Here is a 23,787-nt window from a genome sequence, read left to right on the forward strand (position 1 = left end):
ATCCTCCTTTTCTTGCTAAGTGGGGAACTGGGGAAAAGCGGGATTTTACTATTCCCCACCGTAATCCCTTGCGGCTCTACAGTTCATGACCTTTCGGGGAAACTGGGGGAATATTTCTAAGAAAGTATATTTTTTTCTCTTCGTAAATAAGGGCTAACAACTATCGTTTCTTTTTTACCCTCTTTATTTTTTTGAATGTAGTTTCGTTCTTCTAACTCATTTAAAATAACTTTCAACTTATCTGATTTAACTCTCTTCTTTGTGGCTTGTTGAATATCTCTATAAGGGATTTGCTGACAATCATTCTTTAAAATATGTTTGAGCACAAACTTAGCATCATCATCTGTATTCCCTTCACTTAATAAACCAAATGTAGCCATCATATGATCTATAAAATATTTAGAAACATGTAATGTACTATGGACAGTCTCTTTACTAATTTCAGTAGGAATACTTCCGCACTGTGCATGATGTGCTATATGAATAAGTGCAATGATTCTCGCTACTTGTCCAACTAACTTACCTGCCCAGGATTGAAAGTGGCCATAAGACAACTCATTCCCCTCTCTCATGAGAGTTTCCATATGAATGCGATACTTATTAAAAAGCGTTTGCGCCTCATCACTTAATACCAAAACAACATTTTCATGCTGTAAATTTAATAACCTCTTAATCTGCTTGCTATAGAGTAGTTGTACCTCTTCTCTTATCTCTGCTGTTTCTATTTTTCGATACCCTATAAAACTTTTAGGGACTGCATATAAAAAGCGGGCCATTAAACCACGATTATAGAAATACTCCGGTAAACGCTTAATAACATCTAACTGTGCAAATAATCCCACTGTTAAATGTGGATCGTCTACCTTTTCCGTTCTTCCCCTGCGATCTACCGTTATCTGATCTTGACTAAATCCTTTCAGATATACATCTATGTTGGTATTATTTGAATATCTGCCCTTGATTAAATCAAAGAATCCGCCTTCTGCTGATAACACTGCCATACGACCAGCGTTATTTAGCATAAGTGTTATAAGCTGTTCTGGTGTAACATCGTCCGTAAAGTAACGTATAGGATGAACAAACTCTGCCTTTTCCATTTCTTCAATCTTGGCATTTAATTCACCCTGTATGGCAGCTGCATCTTCTTCCGATTGTTTTTGTTTAGCTTTAACCAAGTCTTTCTTTAAATCCTCTATAAGCCGCTCTAATACATCCTTTTCATGTCTACTTTGTTCTATTGCAATTCGTCTTTTGGTATTCTCTTCATTTTCATGTTCCAGCATCGGAAACGTGAATGCCTTAAACACACTCGACTTTCGATTACTTGGTGGCATGAATGTAATCAAATATGTATTTAACGATTCATACCAACCTTTACTTGGTTCGATACTAAACTTTGTAGCCAAAGCAACTGATAAAACGGATAGCACCATCATACAAGCCATATCAATAGGTGTTTGTGTCTGCTCTGCCACATCTTCTATATAGTCCCTTAGCCATGTTGGAAACACTTCAATTGGAAATAGAGGTACTTCATATTCATCAAAGGGAATAATCTCTCCCCACACTCTTGTTGGGTCATTATTTTGTTGTGAGTTTGCTGACGTAATCTCATCCGATGTTATCTCTGCAAGATTGGTTCCTAAAATACTATTTATCTTTTCAGCACCAAGGCTCTTTCTCACTACTTCAATTGCTTTTAAATTCATTTATGATTCACTTCCCTCTAATCCCTTAAATAAGCGGTTTACTTCTTCCAAAGTTGTTATTCTCACATACTCGCTTTCATCTACTAAACAATCTAACCAATACTCTATTTGCGGTAAAAGGTGATACATTTCCCCTAATTGTTCTAACTCTTCCATCGTTTTTATAGCCTTCATTTGTGTCCGAATAGCCTTAGCAAGATCATTTAAATTATTGATTTGTTCAATCACCTTAATATTCAATGCTGCAGCAGCTAATGTATTTTCCTTCTTCCACTTTCTTTTTTGGTACAACTTCTGATTCTCTTCTGCCGTTGGATTCTGTAACCCAAAATCTTTTGCAAGAGTAATAATCGCTTCTTTGACATCAACACTATGTGCTAAACGAACAACGTCTATCACATCACCTACACGTCCCTCATTACATCCCGTAAAGCATTTAAATGTATTTGTATTTGGATAGATTGCCATTGATGGGCTGCCATCAGAATGAAACGGACACCTTACACTGATACTTCTACGATTAGGATTGGTTACTTTTACATGAGTGTATTGCTCTAAAGCTTCAACAATCGAGATATTTTCTTTGAGTTGCTCGATACTTATCATTAAGAATCCCTCTTTTTTTAACTTATTACAGCTAAATTTAATTCCCCGTAAGGAACACCTATGCTAATATCTTCAAAAAAAGAGTGGTTAAACTCCATTATTAAGTTAACCACTTTAATTGATGTAATATTCCGTATTTTCAATTCGCATTTTCTATTTTCTTCTCGTACTTTCTTATGATAAAATTAGGTTAGTTTATATATTTTTTATGTTCCGTATGAAAGTTGGCCCTTTCATATGGATTTTTTATCCCTACCATTTCCTAACTTCTTAAAACGTTGTATCTTTATTAACTAAAGGTAATTTACGCATAGTATTAGCACGCTTTAATATTTCAGCTGCCCTTTTTTCTAACTTACTTACAGCCTCCTCTTTCTCTTCATTTGTCGCTGGATGATAATATCCACTTCTTCCAATATGATTACTTGAACCTATTAGATAGCCATGTTTTTCTATTAGCCTTCTTACACTGGCCCTGATTTCCTCATCAGTCCCTCCAATCACTGCAATAATATCCTTAACGGTTCGAGCATTTTCCTTTCCATAACCAATAAGTGATAAGACTTTATGTTCCCGTTCTGTTAACATACTTTTTTTCTCCATATTTAAACCGCCTTTCGTTGTTGTAGCATTAATCGGAACGTCTCTCTTCCTCTTGGAGAAATAAGAGTTTGTGTTCCAGATTGCTTACCTTTTTTCCACTCTTTAATTTCAAATAACCCTGGCACATATTGCGCATAAGGCTTTAACTTTCCTTTTGTATCTCGATATACATATCCATGCTCCAAGAGCCAATTAATAAATCCATTCTGTCCCATCTTAAATTCCTTAGCTGTATCTCGAAAATTTGTTAATAAATTTCGTTCTACGAGTTCATCAAAGTATTCACCTTTAGGCTTTAACACTCGATTTTCAATTGCTAACTTCTCATTTTTCTCTGACAAGTCTGCAGCTAATCGTAGAGCTTCTGCAAATGTGCCAGGTACTTTAAATCCGTTATTCGTTAGTTTCTCTTCCATAATATGAAATCTATCTATATAAGACGCTGAGAACAATACCCCTTTCTTCCCTGTCAGTTTGTGAGCAATTAGTTCACAGCCTTTTTTAGTGATTCGATAACATGGACGTTCTTCTTTCTTCTTGTCTAAATAGGTACTTTTGCTAAAATATTCAACCACCTGAATTTTCAGGGGGTTATCTTCACTTAGATAGCCAATGTATGTTTTAATATCTGCCATTAAATTATCATGCCGTTTACCTATCATTTCTGCAACTTCCAAACTCGATAGAGTCGGCTGTTCATTTGCTACTATTAATTGATCTGTCATTTTTCATTCTCCCTTTCATAGGTTTATAGTTTGTCCACCTACTAAGCACTGCAACTCCTTCTTTGTCATCCAACGATCGAGTGTTTCTTTCCTAAATAACTTCCTCCTGCCAATACGAACACATGGCAATGATCCATAAATACTTTCCTTATAAACTAAATCCAAAGATACTCCTAAATATTTAGCTGCTTCTTTAGCAGTTAAAGTTACCGTTTCCATCAGTATAGCCTCCTATGAGCATTTAAAGTGATTAACAGCATTTTTTATGACTCAAAAACCAAAAAAAATACTATCAATGTTTGCCTCTGGATAAGTTTTTTTTAATTTACCCATGAAGTTACGTGAAGGTTTCATGTATCCTCGTTCCACCTTTTCATACATTGATTGAGATACACCTATTTTTTGTGCAAATTTCACTTGGGAAAGACCCTTATTCTGCCTGAAAATTTTTAATTTATCCATAATAACCCTCCTTCTGGAATTTATAATAACAGTCATTTTAAATGCTGTCAATCATAAAAAATGCTAAGCATAAAAAATGACATTTAGCGCATTAATCATTGAAAAACAGCACATAATGTGCTTATATTTTATTTAAGGAGGATTACAAAATGACAAAACATTATGGTGAACGAATTAGAGAATTAAGGCAACAAAAAGGTTGGACTCAAGCTCAGCTTGCAGAAAAATTAGGAAAAGGAGTTAGTACTGTTCGAATGTGGGAACTTGGTAAAAATGAACCAGATAGACAAACCTTAATCAATATGAGTAGACTTTTCGATTGCTCGATTGACTATATATTTATTAATGACATTGATGAGTCTAAGAACAGTCCTCAAGAAGTACGAGCTATTCAAAGGGGAATGCAATCACTTTCAAAAAATGATAGAGAAAAAGCATTAAAAATATTAGACTTAGCTTTCGATGGCATTTTTAAAAAAGATGAACATTAAAGCTGATTTTAACCTTGTAAGACAGGAAGTATTGCATGTAATAAAACATAATAATATTCATTCCCTACCTATTAATTTAATGGATATCATTCAAAACTACGAGAATTTAGAAATATTCTCATATGAAGAATTTGCTATAAAAACAAACTTAACAGTCACAGAAGTAAAAGAAATTTCTCTTAGTGAGGAAGGCTGTCTGATTTATAAACCTACAGGTAAAAAAGGGCAATATATTATTTTATATAACAATGCTCCTACACAAACATTTGAACGAAAACGTTTTACAATTGCCCATGAATTAGGACATTTTTTTTTAAAGCATAACGAAATTACACAAAAAACTACACTTAGTAGATATAGCCTCTCAAATAATCAATATGAAGAATTTGAAAAAGAAGCAAATATGTTTGCACGTTATTTACTTACTCCACCTCCTGTTCTTAAAAAGTTATCTATGGAGTGGGGAGGAATTAACTATAGAGACATCATGGATATATGTAATGTCTCTATGGAGGTATCTCAAAATACCATTCGTTATTTACACAAGACTTATTCTTTTTCTTACTATCCAGAAATAGAAAAACGGTTTATTCAATATATAGCCTCTAAGTATTGCTTAGTGTGCGGATGCTACCCATTATACGGCTCGACTTTCTGTCCGATTTGTAGTGCAGAATCAATGAAGAAAGGAAAAGGAACTATGAAATACAAAAGTACCTTGAGATTAGATAAAAATAGTCGCGCACTAAAATGTCCTTGTTGTGATAATGAAGAGTTAGATTATGAGGGAGATTATTGTAAAATATGTGGTTCCTATTTAGTAAATAAATGTTCTAATACCGATAGAATAAGCCCTTCAAATTTCCACTATATTCAAGATTCGTGTGATACAAAATTAGCTTCAAACGCAAGGCACTGCCATAAGTGCGGTAACGAATCTACTTTTTTCCAACAAGGCTTTTTACTTATTTGGAACAAAGAACACCTTGCAACCAAACAAATACAACCCTTTTTTACTGTTAGTGTATCAAATGACGATCCACCTTTTTAGTATCTTAATTAAAGAATATCCCGATAAAAGCTAATATTATTTTGGTTATTTATTAATAAATAGATCTACCATTATTGATAAAGCTTAATTTAAAGGAGACTGAAAATGAACTATAACGATGGCTATGAATTAGATGAATATAGTAGAGCTATTAAATGTCCTAAATGTGAGAATACTTCTTTAAATTACGAAGGAGATTATTGCAAAATATGTGCAACATACTTAGTAAATAAATGTTCTCACCTACACATTAATGATCATGACTATTATAAACACGAAAACGTCATTTTCCGATACGACAATGCCTGTAATACGCTATTAGATAGCGATGCAAGATTTTGTGTGAAATGTGGAAATGAATCCACTTATTATAGACAAAACTTATTACTTCCATGGGAGGAAAGTAAACACAATATTGAAATAAAAAATCTTGACAACCATAATAATCCATTTGCTAAGCCTGTGCATACAACAAGCATTCCTGATAAATTACCATTCTAAGGTGGTGCTGTAAAAAATGAAAGGTACACTCGAAAAACATGGTACTAACTGGCGTATGCGTGTAACAGTTGGCTATAACGAAAAAGGTAATCCTATTAGACGTTCAAGAATGGCTGCTGCAAAGAATAAGCGCGAAGCAGAAAAAGAACTTGCTTTGTTTATTGCTGAAATAGAAGCAGGTGAATATATCAAGCCGCAAAAGATGTTATTTAAAGACTTTGTTGAGGAATGGAAGAAGAAATATGCTATCAATAACCTATCTCCTCAAACATATGAAACGTATTGCAGTCATTTAAAATTACGCATCCTACCTACTCTTGGAAATATGAAATTAGAAGACGTAAAGCCTATGCACTTAATCACTCTTGCAGATCAACTTAAAGGCGATACTCGTAAAGATGGTAAAGAAGGTACTTTATCACCTGCTACAATTAATTATGTAATACGTGTCATTAAAAACATTTTCAAACGTGCTCATGAGTGGCAATTGATAAGAAAAAACCCTGCTGAAAAACTTACAAAACTAAAAGATGAATACCAAATAAAAGAGCCTTATGACTTAGAGGAAACAAGACAAATTATGAGCCTTTTAGAACAAGAAGAAACCATGTATCAAATTCTATTCCAATTAGCCATTATGACAGGATTTAGACGTGGCGAATTATTAGGGTTAGAATGGAAAGATATTAACCTTGAAGATGGCACTGTAACAGTACGACAAGCTGTATCATATGCAAATAGTCAATACTATATAAAAGAGCCAAAAACAAGAGCATCAAAACGCACAATCTCTATCCCTATTTCTCTCATTGAAAAGCTGAAAAGATATAAAAATGATTGTAACGAAAAACGATTATCTTGCGGTAATTTATGGGAAGCTGGAGAATATTTCTTTGTATTTTCTTCTTGGCATGGCAAACCTTTATATCCAAGTCATATTACAAAGAAGTGGCACAAGTTTACGAAAAAGCACGAACTAAGACATGTTAACTTTCATGGTCTACGCCATACCTCTGCTACTCTTCTATTAGAAGCAGGAGAAAACTTAAAGGTCATCTCCAGTCGTTTAGGGCATTCCAGAATTAATACAACAATTGATATTTACACCCACTCGCTGCAATCAGCAGACAAGGGGGCTTCAAATAAGCTAGAACTATTAATTAACTCTATAGAGAAAATAAATTAAACAAATAAATTATTGCTACCTATTTGTTAAAATCATTTCAAAAATACTCTACTATAAAAAATGTCCCTGTAATCTTTTAATTCCCAAAGTAGACTACAGGGACAACTTTAATTGTAACTGTTATTATTAAATTACAAAGTATAATTTACGAAAGGAAGAAAGCGCATGACTTTAATTGCAGCATATTCATACGAGCCTGACAGAACAGTATTTGTTAACGATTTTCGTACAACTATCCGCTCAAAATCTCTACGAGCAGATAATGCCTTTAAATTTAAGCATTTAGGCAGTTCCGTAGGATTATATTTAGCTGGCAATGTTAATGGATGGAATCATTTTTTCGAAAAAGAAGAAGCACGTTTAAAAGAAATAGAACGTGAAAATTTCATTGAAGAATTCCTTAGTATTTTGCGTGACTATGCCCTATCTTCCACACCCATTCTTGATAACAAAAAACAACTTAGTGCTTTAGGTTTTATGATTGACGAGGCCAGTAATTCAAATAAAGCTTTTCATATCGATTACATTCAGGGTGACGGAGCTATTATAAATGAATTAGAAAAACATACGGTATATTTAATTGGGAGCGGCGCTGACATTGAAGGACTTAAAGAACATGTAGATAATGTTTTATTAAACTATACTTCAGATTCCAAAAGACCCTCACACCAGAAAGAACCCTACTTAGTTGCAAATCTTTTCGCAGAATCCATATCAAATTATATTACAAATTTGAATGATCCTTTAATATATGAAAGACAAGGGATTTCTAATATTTTTGGATTTGGTTATTTAGAGAAAAGTTATTTCGAAATGTGCTCTTATTCCGAAACAAAATTTGAAAAAGACAATACAATACGCAAACAATTTGTTTTTGAAAAGAATGATGATGATATTCCTGTATTAAAAGACAAAACTAATAATATAACTTCTACACTTTCTTCCGTAAATAAGATTGTTACAGAAAACACAATAATTATAGATCCGTTTAACAGAGAGGATTCTTAGTACATTTTAAGGTTAAGTACGCGCCTTGAAGCATTGATACAACTAATCTCGTCTGATTTTTATTATGGGGCAGAAATGGGGCAGAACGCCGTAATTTTGTATCAAACTCAAACATTTTAAATCCTGCATAGATTTGATAAAACACTGATACAACAATGTTTATCATCTATCATCTGTTATAATCCTGAAAGATTATTAACTTTGACAGGGTGGAGGTCGCTGGTTCGAACCCAGTCGGGATCATATGAGAAACCCTTTGATAAGTCAAGGGGCTTTCTTTATGTAGCAAATCAATATATTATTTTTATAATAAATTTTTTATATACTGTTCAAGATTTGATCAATAGCTCTCTTTTGGTCAACGATTAATTTTTCATATGAAAATAAACTTATGATTTTAAATCTCTTATTAGATTTGATTCAATATTTTAGACAAAAAAGTTCAATCTTAGCTAGCTTTATTTTATTTGATTTACTGCTATTTATAATATCGTTCACCGTGATATAGCAAAGTGCGATTCTAAACTTGTAATATTCAACATGTCTTCAAAAACCAGTAAATATATCCTTTTCTTTCAACTTATATTCATTTCGATTGAAACATTGCGTAAGATTCTGTGAAACTTCCAGTTCATCAATCGCTAATATTATATTTATACCATTTCCCCTACTTCTTTTCCTCAATTTTTGAGAAAGACATAAATTATATCAATCATAGCTCTGCGTTGTTCGCCAGAACTCAATTCTTCACTCTTTTCTTGGGAGCTTTTTAAAGTTTTCTTTAAAAAATAGCCTAATACAATAATTTATATATAAAAATTATTGTAACAACAAAGAACTACATAGATTAACTATGTAGTCTTTTTAAATATGAATAAGCCAATCTTATTTTTCCCCTAACTTGATTGCCCTTTTGATATTACTAAATGCGCCTTTACCATATAATAATACGCCACCACGGTAAACACGACTCGTTAAACCAATCATCATACATATTGTTGCGATTAGAATCGCTAATGCAAGCGCAATCTCCCATACTGGGATATTGAGGAATCCAATTCGAACGAGCATAACAATAGGAGTAAAGAAAGGTATATAGCTAGTAATGGTAACAACCGTGCTGCTTGGATTTGACATTCCATAAAGTGCGATATACAAAGCAGCAATTAACATAAATGTTAACGGCATAACAGCTTGAGAAGATTCCTCTATACGACTAATAACAGAGCCGAGTAGACAAGATAATGAGCCATATAATAAGAATCCTAATGTGAAGAATAGAATCCCATAAAACACTAGAGTAGGAGCAACAGAATTTAAATCAATACTATTTAAAATATCATTTTTCGAATCATTAATTGCTGTTTTATACCCTACAGTTGCGACCAAGCCCCAAATTATTATTTGTGTAATACCTGCCAATAATGTTGAGAAGAGCTTCGCATATAAATGTTTTGTAGGCGAAATACTTGAAACAACTAACTCCATTACACGAGAAGATTTTTCTGTTGCAACATCTGTAGCTAATTGTGCAGCATACATTAATATCATTACATAATTTAGCATGATAAAGGTATTAATTAAAATTCCTACACCCTCTGTATGTTCTCCATCTTTAACCTTATCTGAAACAGTTTTGGTTTGTATTTCTACTGGCGTTGTTAACACCTTTAATTCATCTTGCGATAGATTCAATTGCTGAGCGAAATTAGAAGATTGTATTTGAGATAAAATAGTTTGAACCTTGCTAACATCTTGCTGATTTACATCTGTCTCAGTTATATACGTAGCCTTTAGTTGTTTATTATCCAATTCCTCTACAACGATTGCATATGTATAATCACCATTTTTAACACCTGATTCTGCTTTTGGTTTATCCGTACTATGCTTAACATGTATCTTACTATCGACATTTTTAAACACTTGATTAATAGTTGTATATAATTCTTCTTTTTCTGTAACAACAACAATTTGATCGTCCTCGTTACCTGCAAAATAGTTATAAATCTTGTCAAAATTCATCAATCCTATAATTAACATAGAAATTATTATTGTAATAGCAAAATATGATTTTGATTTCACCTTAGATTTATAGTTTTGTAAAAAAATTGTCCAGAAACTACTCATGTTGCGCACCTACTTTCGCAATAAAGATATCATTTAATGTAGGCTCTTCTACTGCAAACTTTTTAACATACCCTAACTTCGTTATTTCTTTAAATAAAACATGCGAAACTTCTTCATATGAAATTTTAAGAGTAACTGCATTCTTACGTTTCTTCATACTTTCTACACCTTTTATTTCTTTCAAATGGTCAAAGTCATGATCGCCAACGATTACAACATTCTTTTTACCAAAATCACTTTTAATTTTTGCAATGTCTCCCTGAACAACAGGTACTCCTTTGTGCATGATACAAATGTGTTGACATAACTCTTCCACATGTTCCATACGATGTGAACTAAAAAGAATCGACGACCCTTGTTTTTGCATATCAAGAACGGCTTCTTTTAACATTTCAACATTTACTGGGTCTAAACCACTAAATGGTTCATCTAAAATTAAGAGTTCAGGCTTATGTATAATCGCTGTTATCAGCTGAATTTTTTGCTGATTCCCTTTTGAAAGTTCTCCTACTTTTTTGTTCAGATTCTCAGTTATATTAAAACGCTCCAGCCAATAGTGAAGTTCTTTTTCTGCATCTTTACTTTTCATGTTCTTTAGTTTTGCAAAAAAGTTAACTTGTTCTTTGACAGTCATTTTCGCATAAAGACCACGTTCTTCTGGTAAATACCCAATCTTATCCGTAACACCATAATTTATAGGTTTACCATTCCATGAAATGGTCCCGCTTGATTTCGATAAAAGTCCAAGTATCATTCGAAATGTAGTCGTTTTACCTGCTCCATTCCCGCCCAAGAATCCAAATATTTCACCTTTTGGTATCTCGATATTCAAATTATTCACTGCAACATACTCGTCAAATTTCTTTGTTAAATCTTTAATTAGTAAACTCATTATCCACGCCCTTAATTCCCAAGATGATTTATTTATACAATTGTATATCCATAGTCAACAACAATATTTTGACCTCTAATGGCATCGCTTTTATCAGACATTAAAAATAAGATGACATTTGTAACATCTGAAATTCTAACAATTTCCCTATATGGTATCTTTTTCAATAACTTATTTCCTTCAAAAATCATTCATTACCAACAAATGTTATATTTATCATTATAAGGTTAGCATAAGATTTAGAATAACCAATATGTAATTTTGCATATTTGAATATTTTCATAAAGTATTTCTTCGAAAAAAATTTTCGTTATGTACTTTAAAACAACTTATAGGCACATTTAAGCTGCTCAATAGATAAATCATTCGTTTCTATTTTTTCAAAAGTTCCTGCTTTCCATCTCATACCGCTCACTACTCTCTATTAAAAATTTGTTTCTTCATTTATATTATAATACTTGTTTTAACATCGGTCTTACGATTCTATATTCGTCACCAAAAGGCTCCTTTATGATTAATGGCGAGTGATCATCTTTTTCTTCTTCAATCATTGAAAATATTTCTGTTTTTTCTTGTAATATATTAGATTCGCTATTTTTAGTAGGTTTTTTGCTTGTTTCAATTTTCTTCGTCACTTCTCCAAGTTTTTGCCCGGCTTCTTCTGCTTTGGCAGGTTCATTCGTAACGTAGTATTCATGCCCCTCCTATACTAATATAGGTGGAACTTGTTCTCATTTGTTACATATTATATAAGTAATACTAGCTATAGGTAGTAGACATATCGCTACAAAGAGGATAGCTTTTTTATTCATTTACTATTCTCCTTATCTATCATTTCATTGGATTATATAATGTAAGGTATAGATAGCAAATGGATTTCATGGTTATTTTTAGTTTTATTTCTAAAAGAAAAACCTTACAAAAGTAAGGTTCCATTTTTAAGTTCTATAGTGACTGATTTATTAAAACGATCATTACGATAATCGCTATAAACATAACAACTAAACAGCCAATCATTTTATAAAATCCTCGTTTCGTTAACGTCCCGCCTTGAACGTCTTTACGAATGAATAGGAACACTGCTAAAAATAAAACGATCCCCATGCCAAAAGCGTACATCATTTGCATATGTTAATCTTCCTTTCTCTCTTACATCTTAATATCTTTTCGACAAAACAACAAACGAGATAAAGACTGTACTCATCGTTAATGCCATTAATATGTTCAATAGTTCAACCGCAGATAGTGTAATTACTTTTAAGTTTAAGCCAATAGAGAAAAGAAGATAATATGCCGTTAGCGCAAAAAAGCTGAAGAACATTCCTTTATAACGAATGAGTTTCATTCGCTCATCTTTTTCTTTAAATTGCGGGTGCAAGTAGCTTAGGCAAAAACACATGATCATCATTGCAAGTACTGTATAGGTTGGACTTGGCGGTGCAGAATGCGTCATTATACCTGCTAATATCATAGTTCCACTCATAATTAAAAAGATAATCCCCATAATTACAAAGTACTTTTGTGAATAATTCATCCTTTCTCCCCCTCTTCTTTTCCTTCATAAATGAATACATGTTCTATCGTTGTCTGAAATGCTTTTGCAATTTCAAATGCTAATGGAAGTGATGGATCATATTTCCCTTTTTCAATTGAAATGATGGTTTGTCTGGAAACCCCAAGTTTCTCAGCCAATTTTTCTTGAGATAGTCCAAATTTTTTTCGGTATTCGACCATTTTATTTTCCAAGGAAATTTCTCCCTCCTTCCTTATACCGAGTATATATGTAAAGGAAACTTTACGTCAAGGTTCCTTTACATTCATTTAGATTATTTTGCATTCTATTTATATAGAAGAAACTTTTTCAATTTCAGCATGTCTATTTTGAAATGAAATATGGAACAATGTATATAGCCGTTACTATATCTCCTCCCCGCTTTTATGAAAATTTAATATCTCCATATTTGTTTTATCCTTTTAAAATATTTCATTCTTCTCCTTATTGGGTAAAATGCGCTATTGTTTTTACGTTGTTTTTCGCCATATTTATAGAAACTAACGGTTTATGAAGCATTTTTTATGTATAGCCACTTTTTTTGTAGAAATCCTTCATTTTCCTTTCAATATTTAACACTATCGATATAAAGTTTATGGTAAATTCATAATTTTTTATTTTTTATACTATATTCCGTTATATTGTTGTATAATATCAATGAAAACGCTTATTATTTCAATATACATAATTCGAACTGAACTTTATCTAAATATTCCGACAGTTATACTTATATTTGAATTCAACAATTATAGGTATTAATGTAGGTATACCAAATATATCCACCCCATTTTTCTGTAAAATTACTTTATAACATGAAAGATTAACTTGGGTGATAAGTTATTGTGAATGTTTTTTTACAAAACAGATAAGTAATAGTGTTTGGTATTATGTAAATTATTGTAATAACATAAGAGTAAAGAAAAACATTTACATTGATTATTGGTTCATCAATTATTGAAAAGAGCAAAATGCACCTTTTTGTATGGAAAAAGGATTATATGCATTGGGAGGTTTAAACAAATGACGAGGAAGAATACAACGACAAACCCTTGGGCCAAGTTCCATGGTCCGAACCTTGGTTATGTTATTGAACAGTATGATCTTTACGTAACTGGAGCAGGTTCTGTTGATCCGGAATTACAAGAGCTTTTTGAAATTTTTGGAGCTCCTTCGTTTCAAGATGATGTCGTAACAGGGGACAACACAGCAACACATTTTTCTCCTCAAAACACAGGGAACATTGAAAAGATTCTTAAAGTCGTTCAACTTGTTGAACAGATTCGTTCTTTCGGGCATACGTTGGCTCACATTAATCCGATGGAAGATGTTGCAAATGGACAATCTCTTATCGAGAAAACAATGAACGAACTTAGCGATGCGGATTTGAAAGCGATTCCAGCGAAAACAGTATGGCAAGATGCACCAGAGGGTATTCACACTGCACTTGATGTAATTCATAGATTAAAAGACGTTTATACAAAATCTTTAGCTTATGAATTTTCACATATACAAGATAGTGAAGAACGCGCGTGGTTGCATCAAATGGTGGAATCAAATTCATTGCGTCAACCATTATCAAATAAAAAACGAACTGCTCTTTTAAAACGTTTAACTGCTGTTGAAGGTTTCGAGCAATTCTTGCATAAAACATTCGTTGGTCAAAAACGTTTCTCTATCGAGGGCGTTGATATGCTTGTACCTGTACTAGATGAAATTGTTTCGGAAGGTGCTAAAGGCGGCGTTGAAGATGTCATGATTGGTATGGCTCACCGTGGTCGTCTAAGCGTACTCGCTCACGTACTAGAAAAGCCATATGGTCACATGTTTGCTGAGTTCAAACATGCAAAAATAGAAGGTGTAAAGACAAATGCTGGCTGGACTGGCGACGTGAAATACCATTTAGGTAGAGAACAAGTCGTTGGTAATGAAGAAGTTAGCACTCGTGTTACATTAGCAAATAATCCGAGTCATCTTGAGTTCGTTAACCCTGTTGTTGAAGGTTTCGCACGTGCAGCTCAAGAGAATCGTAAAAAATCTGGTCTTCCAGAACAAGATACTACAAAATCATTCGTAATTTTAGTTCATGGTGATGCTGCATTCCCTGGTCAAGGTGTTGTGTCTGAAACATTGAACTTAAGTAGATTGAATGCATACCAAACTGGCGGAACTATTCATGTTATCGCAAATAATGCAGTCGGCTTTACGACTGATAGCTATGATTCTCGTTCTACTAAATATTCAAGCGACCTTGCAAAAGGTTTCGATATTCCGATTGTTCACGTGAATGCTGATGATCCGGAAGCTTGTCTTGCTGCTGCAAACCTTGCGATCCAATATCGTACGCTGTTCAAAAAGGACTTCTTAATCGATTTAATCGGTTACCGCCGATATGGTCATAACGAAATGGATGATCCAGCAGTTACGCAACCACAAGTGTACAAAAAAATTAAAAACCACCCAACTGTAAGAGCAATTTATGCAGATCAATTACAATCTGCTGGCGTTCTGAATGCAGATGAGGTTGAAACAATTACTCAGTTTATACAAGAGGAATTAAAGGCTGAATACGCACAAGTGCCACCAGCTGATACGAGTGCTGCAACAATTCACGTTAAAGTTCCAGAAGTTGTTGCAAAAGGAATCCAGCCGATTGACACTGGTGTTTCAATTGACTCACTTCGTGCAATTAATGAAGGACTATTATCTTGGCCTGAAGGCTTTAACGTATATCCAAAAGTGAAGAAAATTCTTGAGCGCCGTAAAGATGCTCTGGAAGAGAACGGTAAAATTGAATGGGCACTTGCTGAATCGTTAGCATTCGCTTCTATTTTACAAGAAGGTACGCCAATTCGTTTAACTGGTCAAGATTCACAGCGTGGTACATTCGCGCATCGTCATATCGTATTACACGATACTGATACAAACGAAACATATTCACCATTACATCGTTTACCGAACATTAACGCATCATTCTCTGTTCATAACAGTCCGTTATCAGAAGCTGCTGTTGTCGGTTACGAATATGGTTATAACGTATTTGCTCCAGAAACTCTTGTGATGTGGGAAGCTCAATACGGTGACTTCTCAAATACTGCGCAAGCATTATTTGATCAATATGTTTCAGCAGGAAGAGCGAAATGGGGTCAAAAATCAGGTCTAGTTCTTCTATTACCACACGGTTATGAAGGTCAAGGACCGGAGCATTCTAGTGCACGTCCAGAGCGTTTCTTACAATTAGCTGCTGAGAACAACTGGACAGTTGCAAACTTAACAAGCGCGGCACAATACTTCCATATCTTGCGTCGTCAAGCATCTATCTTAGGAACAGAAGCTGTTCGACCGTTAATAATTATGACGCCGAAAAGCTTATTACGTCACCCACTTACACTTTCTACAGGTAGTGAGTTAAGTGAAGGACGTTTCCAACCTGCTTTAGAACAAGGAAACCTTGGTGCGAAACCAAGCAAAGTAAAACGTCTTGTTTTAAGTACAGGTAAAATGGCAATTGACTTAGCAGCAGAAATCGAAAGTGGTAAGCATGAGTACAGCCTGGATGAGGTTCATATGGTTCGTATCGAGCAGTTGTACCCATTCCCTGCTGAAAAAGTTCAATCTATTATTAAACGCTTTAAAAACTTAGAAGAAATCATTTGGGTTCAAGAAGAACCTCGTAATATGGGCGCATGGCATTACATGGCTCCAATTCTGTTCGAACTAGCTGGGGATAAAGTGAAAACAGGTTACATTGGACGCCCGGATCGTTCTAGCCCATCTGGTGGCGATCCATTCGCTCACAAAGCTGAGCAAGAATTAATCGTTGCACACGCTTTAGATGTGAAGTACAACTTCCGTCAAGATAAACAAGAAATTGAAGTTTTCAGTAACTGAAAGTAACAATGAGTTTTTCAGGCCCAGCTGTGGCAGATAGTCTGCCACAGCCGGGCTAACAAATGGAGATTACCGAAGATTAAAGAAGACAAAACACACCGTTAGGCAAATAAGGGGAGGACATTTAAAATGATCGAAATTAAAGTACCTGAGCTTGCAGAATCTATTTCAGAAGGAACTATTTCACAATGGCTTATCAACGTAGGCGACAAAGTTGAGAAAGGTGGCAGCGTTGTTGAGCTTGAGACTGACAAAGTCAATGTAGAAATCATTGCAGAGGATTCAGGTATTGTATCGAAGTTACTAGGTGAACCTGGAGATATAGTTGAAGTTGGCGCTACTATCGCAATTTTAGATGCAAACGGCGCAGCAGTTGCAGTAAGCACACCTGCTCCGGCTAATGAGCAACCAAAACAAGAAACTACTGAAGCACCGAAAGCAGCAGCTCCAAGTGCTGAACAAAATAAAGCGTTGCAAGGTTTACCAAATACAAATCGTCCTATCGCATCACCAGCTGCTCGCAAAATGGCTCGTGAATTAGGAATCGACTTAAACGACGTACGTAGTACAGATCTACTTGGACGTGTGAGACCACATGATGTACAAGCTCACGCTGCAGCTCCAAAAGAAGCTCCAGCTGCTCCAAAACAAAGTCCGGCTCCAGTTGCAAAAACTGAATTCGAAAAACCAGTTGAGCGTGTGAAAATGTCCCGCCGCCGTCAAACAATTGCAAAACGTCTTGTAGAAGTTCAACAAACATCTGCAATGTTAACTACATTTAACGAAGTTGATATGAGTGCAATCATGGAATTACGTAAAGAACGCAAAGATGCTTTCGAGAAAAAACATGATGTACGTCTTGGCTTTATGTCATTCTTCACAAAAGCAGTTGTTGCAGCATTAAAACAATTCCCATTATTAAATGCTGAAATTCAAGGCGACGAGCTTATCATTAAAAAATTCTATGATATCGGTATTGCAGTAGCAGCTCCAGATGGATTAGTTGTTCCAGTTGTACGCGATGCTAACCAATTGAACTTCGCTGAAATTGAAAGCGAGATTCGTAATTTAGGTCTGAAAGCACGCGATAATAAACTTTCATTAAAAGAGCTACAAGGTGGTACATTTACGATTACAAACGGTGGCGTGTTCGGTTCTCTAATGTCGACACCAATCCTAAATAGCCCACAAGTAGGTATTCTAGGGATGCATAAAATCCAAGTACGTCCAGTTGCAATTGATGCAGAGCGTATGGAAAACCGTCCAATGATGTACCTTGCACTATCTTATGATCACCGTATTGTTGATGGTAAAGAAGCAGTTAGCTTCCTTGTTGCTGTTAAAGATATGCTTGAAGATCCAAAATCATTATTATTAGAAGGTTGATAGATTATTAATCTATTAAAGGCTGTAGAATGAATCATTCTACAGCCCTTTTTCATTGTGTTCATACGGGACAAATCACACTACATAGACTAATAATGTATGCCTAAAACGTAAGGGGGATAAACATGAATAACCTTCCAGTTCATGCAAAACTTAAAGCAAATAAGGATACTTTCTTCCTCCCCGATTCAAACGGGGGTGTTTACTTTCGAAATAACTCCAGTTCATTCCGTATGGATGGTGATGGAATTTATGACTGGATTGAGAAATTAATGCCTATGTTTAACGGTAATCATTCTTTGACAGAAATAACCGATGGTCTCCCTCTCCCCTATCAAAATCGTGTATTTGAAATTGGAGAGATTTTATATGAAAATGGTTTCATTCGTGATGTAAGCCAAGATGCTCCCCACGAATTAAACAATGCATTACTCGACAGATACGCTTCGCAAATTGAGTTTTTAGAAGCTGATTCCCATTCAGGCGCTTTAAAATTCGAAAGGTACCGCGCAGCAAATGTGCTTATAATTGGTTCTGGCGATATGCTTACTTCCCTAGTCTCTTCTTTATTAGAATCTGGTTTACCTACATTTCATTACCTTGTTACAGATCGTGCTGAAACAAACTACAATCGAATTCATGAACTAAGCGAACGTGCATATGCAAATGATGACAATGTACTCATTCAAGAAATAGATATTGCAATTGATCGTCCTTTACATGAAGTATTCGAGCCTTTCGACTGGATTTTATACGTTTCCCAAAATGGAGATATTGAGAGTTTAAGAGCCATCCATACTATTTGTAGAGATGTTGGAAAAAATTTCATACCAGCTATTTGCTTATCAAGAATTGGTTTAGCTGGACCTGTCGTAACCGCAGACCGTGAAGAATGCTGGGAATCAGCTTGGCATCGTCTACACGAAACTACTTTACAAAGTGAAAATCCACCTGAACCTTTCTCACCAATTGCATCTGCAATGTTAGCAAATATTATCGTTTTTGAGTTATTTAAACATGTCGCTGAAGATTCACACAGGCAGCATAATCCTCAATTCTTTTTATTAAACTTGGAAACACTTGAAGGAAAGTGGCACCCTTTCATAAAACATCTTCTCGCAACCGATGAAATCTTTACAATTGATACGGTGCAAAATCTTCAAGAAAACCTTGCCCATCGTTCCGGACAATATACTTCAACTGAACTTTTTCGTTTTTTTGATACGTTAACTTCTAAAGAAGCTGGCATATTCCACATGTGGGATGAACAAGATTCACACCAATTGCCTTTATCACAGTGCTATATTCAAGTTGCAAATCCATTATCAGACGGACCTACCTCTCCCCTTCCTACTATAGCTTGCGGTGGATTAACTCATAATGAAGCACGCCGCGAAGCTGGTTTAACAGGAGTTGAAACATATGTAGCTGAAATGATTCATCGTCTTATCCCCGAACATACTGATATCGGTATTGGTGCTGGGGAAACGATGGCAGAAGGTGTATACCGAGCACTACAAAAACATTTAAATAATAAGTTATATGAACGCCAATCACATATGCTAGAAGAGATTACAGAGCTTGATTTAACCGAAATTCATGATAAACATTGTAGGTTTTACTACGATGCTCTCTCTACAATTCATGAAATACCTAAAGTAGGAATGAGTGAGGAGTTACTTGGTTTTCCTGTCGTTTGGATCGGTATAAATGATAGATGGTATGGTGCGGCAAATATTAATATAACACTCGCGTTAAGAAATGCTCTGCAACAAGCACTCCTTCATATTCAAAATGAAGAGATTCCTTATAAAGCTAATATGTTACCGGAATCATCCATCGTTTTATATAGTACGGATTCTGTTAGAGTAGCAATACAAGAAGAGGAAGAAATTCCAGGCGTACAGTCTTTACAAGTTGCCTTGCAAAATTTAACGAAAAACAACTTTTATCCATTCGTTTTTGATTTAGCTATTGAGTCATTTTTAAGAGACAACTTAGACGGTGTATATGGGGTATTAATTGCAAAGGAGGATGACCAATGACTCAAAACATATTACTTATAGGAGATGGCCTACTCACAGACTATGTACATGAGCAATTGTGTAAGCAATATTCACTCATCCGCCAGCATACAATTACAGAAGCTCTTCCTGAAAACATTCATCTTGCTCTTGTCTTACATGACGGGTCTCCTTCTTCCGTACATCATGATGCTGAGCTTATCTTTCGCTCAAATCATATTCCGTGGCTTCGCGCATTTACTTCGTTTGGTGAAGGTATTATCGGTCCTTACGTGAAGCCTTTTACAACTGGATGTTCCCACTGCGCTGATGGCCGCCGATTTATAGCTGGCTTTGATCAAAAAGAAATGTGGGAACTACAACGGAAATATGCATTAAAAGCAGATAACGTGACGAGGCGTGATGTACGCGCCACCCAAAATGGAATGTTACAAATGTGCCAGCTCATTCATGCTGAAACAGAGAAAATATTAGCTCATGGATATTCTTCTTTAGAAAACGAACTCATTTTATTAGACCTACAAACGTTACAATGTAATCGGCATTCCTTTCTTCCAGATCCTCTCTGTCCGGTATGTAGCAATTTGTCTGATGATACAGCGGATGCAGCAGAACTTTCTTTACAACCGAGTTTAAAAACGAGCAACGAAGCGTATCGCTGTCGTTCGATTCATGAGCTAAACACATTTTTAACGAGAGACTATTTAGATTATCGGACCGGTATTTTGAACGGAAAAATGCAACATTCTCTATTACCGTTTGCTGATGTCATTATAAACATGCCGTTACTGTTTGGAAATGAAGGTGTCGCGGGCCGGACTCATTCATTTGCACTTAGTGAAGCAACTGCTATTTTAGAAGGATTAGAACGCTATTGCGGTATGTCGCCTCGTGGAAAAAAAACAAATGTACATGGCAGTTTTCGTGAGCTAGAAGATATTGCACTGAACCCCCACACACTCGGCGTACATACAAATGAACATTACAATCGTGATAGCTTTCCATTTAAGCCATTTGATCCTGATTATGAACAAAACTGGGTATGGGGATATTCTTTATTACAAAACCGACCACTTCTAGTTCCAGAATCAATCGCTTATTATAGCCTTGGTCATAGAGATGCTTTCGTATATGAAACATCAAATGGATGTGCCATTGGCGGTAGTTTAGAAGAGGCAATTTTTCATGGCATTTTGGAAATTGTAGAACGTGATGCCTTCTTACTCACTTGGTATGCCGAATTACCTCTTCCCCGCCTTGATCTTAGTTCAGCAAATGATACGGAATTACAATTAATGATCCAGCGGTTACACACGATTACCGGGTATGAATTACATGCTTTTAACGCGACGATGGAACATGGTATCCCTAGCCTATGGGTCATCGCAAAAAATACGCGTGAAAATGGAATGAACGTTGTTTGTGCAGGAGGCTCTCATTTAGATCCAATCCGAGCTCTAAAGAGTGCAATTCACGAAATAGCGGGCATGTTACTTATAGCAGATGAAGAGCTTGAACAAAAAAGAGAGAACTATGAAAACTGTTTACAAGATCCATATCTTGTTTCGCAAATGGAAGATCATAGTATGCTGTACGGATTGAAAGAAGCGGAAGAACGTCTTCACTTCCTTTTACGTGAAGATGCTCCGGTGCAAACGTTCCAAGAAATGAATGCATTACAATCATTTGATATGGATTTAACATCTGATCTTCATCAACTTTTAAACCGGCTACATCAATCTAGACTTGAAGTAATCGTTGTAGATCAAACAGTCCCCCTTATAGAAAAGAACGGCTTACATTGTGTAAAAGTAATTATTCCAGGCATGTTACCGATGACGTTCGGTCACCATCTCACTCGGGTTACAGGACTGGATAGAGTGTATACCGTACCGATGACACTTGGATATAGGGCTGAGCCTTTAACGAATGAAAGTTTAAACCCACATCCGCATCCGTTTCCATAATTCATAGCGAGGGGGAAATTTGATGCAACTGGATACTTTTTTACATCATCTCCATTTTTCTATTAATGAAATTATGTCGTCCGATAAAGAGATTGATTGGGAAGACGCACCACTTCCTTATAAATTATATCGAAATTTACCAGTCATCCCTCTCTCTTTAGAAATCCCATTAACTTTGCGGAACTCTTCTACTAAACCTAACTTAGAGGAAATCGGTCATTATCTTTGGTACTCATTTGGTTTAACACAATTATGTCAGCCTACTACTAACCTAGAAAATAATAAAACAACGACTCTATTTCGAAGATTCATCCCTTCTGGGGGTGCTTTATATCCAAATGAATTATATATGTATTTAAAAATTGATCATTATCCAGACGGCATTTACCATTACGACGCCGCACATCACCGTCTTATCTTACTTCGCGAAGGAAATTTCGATTCTTATCTTACAGAAGCACTCGGCAATCGTTGCAACATACATTCTTGTTTTGGTGCTGCATTCGTATCCACTATATTTTGGAAAAACTTCTTTAAATACAATAACTTTTCGTATCGTCTGCAAGGGTTAGATAGTGGTGTTCTAATCGGGCAATTACTTGAATGCGCAAAACAATTCGGTTATACAAATGGTGTATATTTTCAGTTTCTAGACCGGGCAATGAATCATTTACTTGGACTGTCAGAAGGTGAAGAAAGTGTATACGCAGTTATTCCTTTAAGTACAGAACCGAATACAGATTGGTTTCACGATAATCATCACGAAAATAAAACTATTACTTCTCATGACTTGTTGCAGCAAATCCCGCCGTTAACACATGAGCATTTCATTCGCTCAAAACATGTAGATGACTATCCGATGATAAAAAAAATAAACGCGGCATCTATGATTGAATCGACAGAACACTTCCAAACATTTACCTGTGAAGAACGACAACAATATAGTGCACACGCTGTACAGCTACCTAAAGTGGAACGTTTATCATATGATTTTTTACAACTTTGTAAAAAACGATATTCACCTGATTCTGACTTCATTTTAACGAAATGGGATGCAGCCGAGCTCGCTACTCTACTACAAGCAGCGAGCCTCTCCTTCCCTTATTACAACGACCTTGATGGCAAGTATGTAAATGAAAACGCACGCGTCTCACTATATGGATGTTTTTATAACGTAAAAGACATAGAAAACGGTGCTTACGCTTATAACAGTAGGACACATTCCATACAGCCAATTCGGTACGGAGACCTTCGTTATTCTCTGCAATCTAGTATGACGATGGATAACGTAAATCTTTTTCAAGTACCACTTTGTCTACATGTAATCGGAAATAAAGATTACTATAAAAATAAATTAGGTTATAGAGGATATCGAATTCATCAAATGGAAGCTGGCATGCTCGTTCATAAACTCGTTTTAGCTGCGAACGCTATGGGGATGGGCGGGCATCCGTTACTAAGTTTTGATACAAATTCATGTGATCAATTGTACGGGATAGATGCCGGAAATGAAACGTCCCTCATTCAAATTCCGGTTGGGGCGTATCGAGCGCGGAATTGGCTAAAAGGGTCCTTGCATAATTAGAAGCACGCCGATTAATGGCGTGCT

22 protein-coding genes and 1 pseudogene are annotated in these 23,787 nt (G+C 35.4%); 10 read left to right on the plus strand and 13 right to left on the minus strand.

Annotated features, from left to right (window positions below; all coding sequences use genetic code 11):
• Window positions 1-116: 116 nt before the first annotated feature.
• The 6 genes from ACE38F_RS21615 to ACE38F_RS21640 form a co-directional block, all read right to left on the minus strand.
• Entirely contained in the window at window positions 117-1,709 is a 1,593-nt protein-coding gene (locus ACE38F_RS21615) for a YfjI family protein (RefSeq protein ID WP_375369875.1), read from the minus strand.
• Window positions 1,710-2,315: a CHC2 zinc finger domain-containing protein gene (locus ACE38F_RS21620; RefSeq protein WP_098290805.1), complete on the minus strand. Its 606-nt coding sequence runs from the start codon at window positions 2,313-2,315 to the stop codon at window positions 1,710-1,712. It abuts the gene before it with no gap.
• Between the two features lie 270 nt (window positions 2,316-2,585).
• Window positions 2,586-2,918 carry a hypothetical protein gene (locus ACE38F_RS21625; protein ID WP_375369877.1) on the minus strand — a complete coding sequence of 111 codons (333 nt, stop codon included), beginning with the start codon at window positions 2,916-2,918 and terminating at the stop codon, window positions 2,586-2,588.
• A 2-nt stretch (window positions 2,919-2,920) separates the two neighbouring features.
• The gene (locus ACE38F_RS21630; RefSeq protein WP_255301779.1) at window positions 2,921-3,643 is read right to left on the minus strand and encodes a Rha family transcriptional regulator; all 723 of its coding nucleotides are present in this window, start codon (window positions 3,641-3,643) and stop codon (window positions 2,921-2,923) included.
• Window positions 3,644-3,658: 15 nt separating this feature from the next.
• Window positions 3,659-3,862 carry an excisionase family DNA-binding protein gene (locus tag ACE38F_RS21635; RefSeq protein WP_098290804.1) on the minus strand — a complete coding sequence of 68 codons (204 nt, stop codon included), beginning with the start codon at window positions 3,860-3,862 and terminating at the stop codon, window positions 3,659-3,661.
• Window positions 3,863-3,913: 51 nt separating this feature from the next.
• Window positions 3,914-4,105, minus strand: a complete 192-nt coding sequence (locus ACE38F_RS21640; RefSeq protein WP_255301780.1) for a helix-turn-helix domain-containing protein — start codon at window positions 4,103-4,105, stop codon at window positions 3,914-3,916.
• Window positions 4,106-4,254: 149 nt separating this feature from the next.
• On the opposite strand from ACE38F_RS21640, the gene ACE38F_RS21645 reads away from it, so the two are divergent.
• From ACE38F_RS21645 to ACE38F_RS21665, 5 genes are all read left to right on the plus strand, one after another.
• Window positions 4,255-4,596, plus strand: coding sequence for a helix-turn-helix transcriptional regulator (locus tag ACE38F_RS21645; protein WP_098290802.1), 342 nt, complete (start codon window positions 4,255-4,257; stop codon window positions 4,594-4,596).
• A complete protein-coding gene (locus ACE38F_RS21650) occupies window positions 4,568-5,647 on the plus strand; it encodes an ImmA/IrrE family metallo-endopeptidase (protein WP_098876444.1) in 1,080 nt (359 codons plus the stop codon). Before ACE38F_RS21645 ends, ACE38F_RS21650 begins: the two co-directional genes overlap by 29 nt.
• Before the next feature lie 105 nt (window positions 5,648-5,752).
• On the plus strand, window positions 5,753-6,148 hold the full coding sequence (locus tag ACE38F_RS21655) for a hypothetical protein (RefSeq protein WP_375369879.1): 396 nt from the start codon (window positions 5,753-5,755) through the stop codon (window positions 6,146-6,148).
• A gap of 16 nt (window positions 6,149-6,164) precedes the next feature.
• A complete protein-coding gene (locus ACE38F_RS21660; RefSeq protein ID WP_375369880.1) occupies window positions 6,165-7,334 on the plus strand; it encodes a site-specific integrase in 1,170 nt (389 codons plus the stop codon).
• A 165-nt stretch (window positions 7,335-7,499) separates the two neighbouring features.
• On the plus strand, window positions 7,500-8,342 hold the full coding sequence (locus ACE38F_RS21665) for a hypothetical protein (protein ID WP_098876447.1): 843 nt from the start codon (window positions 7,500-7,502) through the stop codon (window positions 8,340-8,342).
• Between the two features lie 885 nt (window positions 8,343-9,227).
• Here the strand turns inward: ACE38F_RS21665 and ACE38F_RS21670 are convergent.
• From ACE38F_RS21670 to ACE38F_RS21700, 7 genes and pseudogenes are all read right to left on the minus strand, one after another.
• Complete coding sequence (locus ACE38F_RS21670; RefSeq protein ID WP_375369881.1) at window positions 9,228-10,469, minus strand: ABC transporter permease; 1,242 nt, start codon at window positions 10,467-10,469, stop codon at window positions 9,228-9,230.
• A complete protein-coding gene (locus ACE38F_RS21675) occupies window positions 10,462-11,361 on the minus strand; it encodes an ABC transporter ATP-binding protein (protein WP_375369882.1) in 900 nt (299 codons plus the stop codon). Before ACE38F_RS21675 ends, ACE38F_RS21670 begins: the two co-directional genes overlap by 8 nt.
• 32 nt (window positions 11,362-11,393) lie before the next feature.
• Complete coding sequence (locus ACE38F_RS21680; protein ID WP_289403407.1) at window positions 11,394-11,552, minus strand: SDR family oxidoreductase; 159 nt, start codon at window positions 11,550-11,552, stop codon at window positions 11,394-11,396.
• Between the two features lie 258 nt (window positions 11,553-11,810).
• Window positions 11,811-12,173, minus strand: a pseudogene (locus ACE38F_RS21685) (hypothetical protein).
• 133 nt (window positions 12,174-12,306) lie between these two features.
• Window positions 12,307-12,489: a DUF3976 domain-containing protein gene (locus tag ACE38F_RS21690; protein ID WP_341307376.1), complete on the minus strand. Its 183-nt coding sequence runs from the start codon at window positions 12,487-12,489 to the stop codon at window positions 12,307-12,309.
• A gap of 28 nt (window positions 12,490-12,517) precedes the next feature.
• Window positions 12,518-12,895 carry a permease gene (locus tag ACE38F_RS21695; RefSeq protein ID WP_341307377.1) on the minus strand — a complete coding sequence of 126 codons (378 nt, stop codon included), beginning with the start codon at window positions 12,893-12,895 and terminating at the stop codon, window positions 12,518-12,520.
• Window positions 12,892-13,107: a helix-turn-helix transcriptional regulator gene (locus tag ACE38F_RS21700; RefSeq protein ID WP_002140896.1), complete on the minus strand. Its 216-nt coding sequence runs from the start codon at window positions 13,105-13,107 to the stop codon at window positions 12,892-12,894. The genes ACE38F_RS21695 and ACE38F_RS21700 overlap by 4 nt, the downstream gene beginning before the upstream one ends.
• An 826-nt stretch (window positions 13,108-13,933) precedes the next feature.
• Here ACE38F_RS21700 and odhA point away from each other — a divergent pair.
• The 5 genes from odhA to ACE38F_RS21725 all read left to right on the plus strand — a co-directional run bounded on the left by odhA (window position 13,934) and on the right by ACE38F_RS21725 (window position 23,763).
• Window positions 13,934-16,801, plus strand: a complete 2,868-nt coding sequence (gene odhA, locus ACE38F_RS21705) for a 2-oxoglutarate dehydrogenase E1 component (protein WP_375369883.1) — start codon at window positions 13,934-13,936, stop codon at window positions 16,799-16,801.
• A 129-nt stretch (window positions 16,802-16,930) separates the two neighbouring features.
• Window positions 16,931-18,187, plus strand: coding sequence for a 2-oxoglutarate dehydrogenase complex dihydrolipoyllysine-residue succinyltransferase (gene odhB, locus ACE38F_RS21710; protein WP_215555620.1), 1,257 nt, complete (start codon window positions 16,931-16,933; stop codon window positions 18,185-18,187).
• Window positions 18,188-18,312: 125 nt separating this feature from the next.
• Window positions 18,313-20,232, plus strand: a complete 1,920-nt coding sequence (locus tag ACE38F_RS21715) for a putative thiazole-containing bacteriocin maturation protein (RefSeq protein WP_375369884.1) — start codon at window positions 18,313-18,315, stop codon at window positions 20,230-20,232.
• Entirely contained in the window at window positions 20,229-22,178 is a 1,950-nt protein-coding gene (locus ACE38F_RS21720) for a TOMM precursor leader peptide-binding protein (protein WP_375369885.1), read from the plus strand. Before ACE38F_RS21715 ends, ACE38F_RS21720 begins: the two co-directional genes overlap by 4 nt.
• A gap of 22 nt (window positions 22,179-22,200) precedes the next feature.
• The gene (locus tag ACE38F_RS21725; protein ID WP_375369886.1) at window positions 22,201-23,763 is read left to right on the plus strand and encodes a SagB family peptide dehydrogenase; all 1,563 of its coding nucleotides are present in this window, start codon (window positions 22,201-22,203) and stop codon (window positions 23,761-23,763) included.
• The last annotated feature ends 24 nt before the right edge of the window (window positions 23,764-23,787 follow it).

This window comes from Bacillus altaicus (assembly GCF_042136375.2).
Lineage (GTDB): Bacteria > Bacillota > Bacilli > Bacillales > Bacillaceae_G > Bacillus_A > Bacillus_A cereus_U.

Excerpts from the sequence above, each read along its gene's own strand:
- ACE38F_RS21650 (WP_098876444.1), top strand. The coding sequence starts at position 4,568 with ATGGCATTTTTAAAAAAGATGAACATTAAAGCTGATTTTAACCTTGTA.
- ACE38F_RS21615 (WP_375369875.1), bottom strand. The coding sequence starts at position 1,709 with ATGAATTTAAAAGCAATTGAAGTAGTGAGAAAGAGCCTTGGTGCTGAA.
- odhA (WP_375369883.1), top strand. The coding sequence starts at position 13,934 with ATGACGAGGAAGAATACAACGACAAACCCTTGGGCCAAGTTCCATGGT.
- ACE38F_RS21695 (WP_341307377.1), bottom strand. The coding sequence starts at position 12,895 with ATGAATTATTCACAAAAGTACTTTGTAATTATGGGGATTATCTTTTTA.
- ACE38F_RS21680 (WP_289403407.1), bottom strand. The coding sequence starts at position 11,552 with ATGATTTTTGAAGGAAATAAGTTATTGAAAAAGATACCATATAGGGAA.
- ACE38F_RS21640 (WP_255301780.1), bottom strand. The coding sequence starts at position 4,105 with ATGGATAAATTAAAAATTTTCAGGCAGAATAAGGGTCTTTCCCAAGTG.
- odhB (WP_215555620.1), top strand. The coding sequence starts at position 16,931 with ATGATCGAAATTAAAGTACCTGAGCTTGCAGAATCTATTTCAGAAGGA.
- ACE38F_RS21675 (WP_375369882.1), bottom strand. The coding sequence starts at position 11,361 with ATGAGTTTACTAATTAAAGATTTAACAAAGAAATTTGACGAGTATGTT.
- ACE38F_RS21645 (WP_098290802.1), top strand. The coding sequence starts at position 4,255 with ATGACAAAACATTATGGTGAACGAATTAGAGAATTAAGGCAACAAAAA.
- ACE38F_RS21670 (WP_375369881.1), bottom strand. The coding sequence starts at position 10,469 with ATGAGTAGTTTCTGGACAATTTTTTTACAAAACTATAAATCTAAGGTG.
- ACE38F_RS21655 (WP_375369879.1), top strand. The coding sequence starts at position 5,753 with ATGAACTATAACGATGGCTATGAATTAGATGAATATAGTAGAGCTATT.
- ACE38F_RS21715 (WP_375369884.1), top strand. The coding sequence starts at position 18,313 with ATGAATAACCTTCCAGTTCATGCAAAACTTAAAGCAAATAAGGATACT.
- ACE38F_RS21720 (WP_375369885.1), top strand. The coding sequence starts at position 20,229 with ATGACTCAAAACATATTACTTATAGGAGATGGCCTACTCACAGACTAT.
- ACE38F_RS21630 (WP_255301779.1), bottom strand. The coding sequence starts at position 3,643 with ATGACAGATCAATTAATAGTAGCAAATGAACAGCCGACTCTATCGAGT.
- ACE38F_RS21665 (WP_098876447.1), top strand. The coding sequence starts at position 7,500 with ATGACTTTAATTGCAGCATATTCATACGAGCCTGACAGAACAGTATTT.
- ACE38F_RS21660 (WP_375369880.1), top strand. The coding sequence starts at position 6,165 with ATGAAAGGTACACTCGAAAAACATGGTACTAACTGGCGTATGCGTGTA.
- ACE38F_RS21635 (WP_098290804.1), bottom strand. The coding sequence starts at position 3,862 with ATGGAAACGGTAACTTTAACTGCTAAAGAAGCAGCTAAATATTTAGGA.
- ACE38F_RS21725 (WP_375369886.1), top strand. The coding sequence starts at position 22,201 with ATGCAACTGGATACTTTTTTACATCATCTCCATTTTTCTATTAATGAA.
- ACE38F_RS21690 (WP_341307376.1), bottom strand. The coding sequence starts at position 12,489 with ATGCAAATGATGTACGCTTTTGGCATGGGGATCGTTTTATTTTTAGCA.
- ACE38F_RS21625 (WP_375369877.1), bottom strand. The coding sequence starts at position 2,918 with ATGGAGAAAAAAAGTATGTTAACAGAACGGGAACATAAAGTCTTATCA.
- ACE38F_RS21620 (WP_098290805.1), bottom strand. The coding sequence starts at position 2,315 with ATGATAAGTATCGAGCAACTCAAAGAAAATATCTCGATTGTTGAAGCT.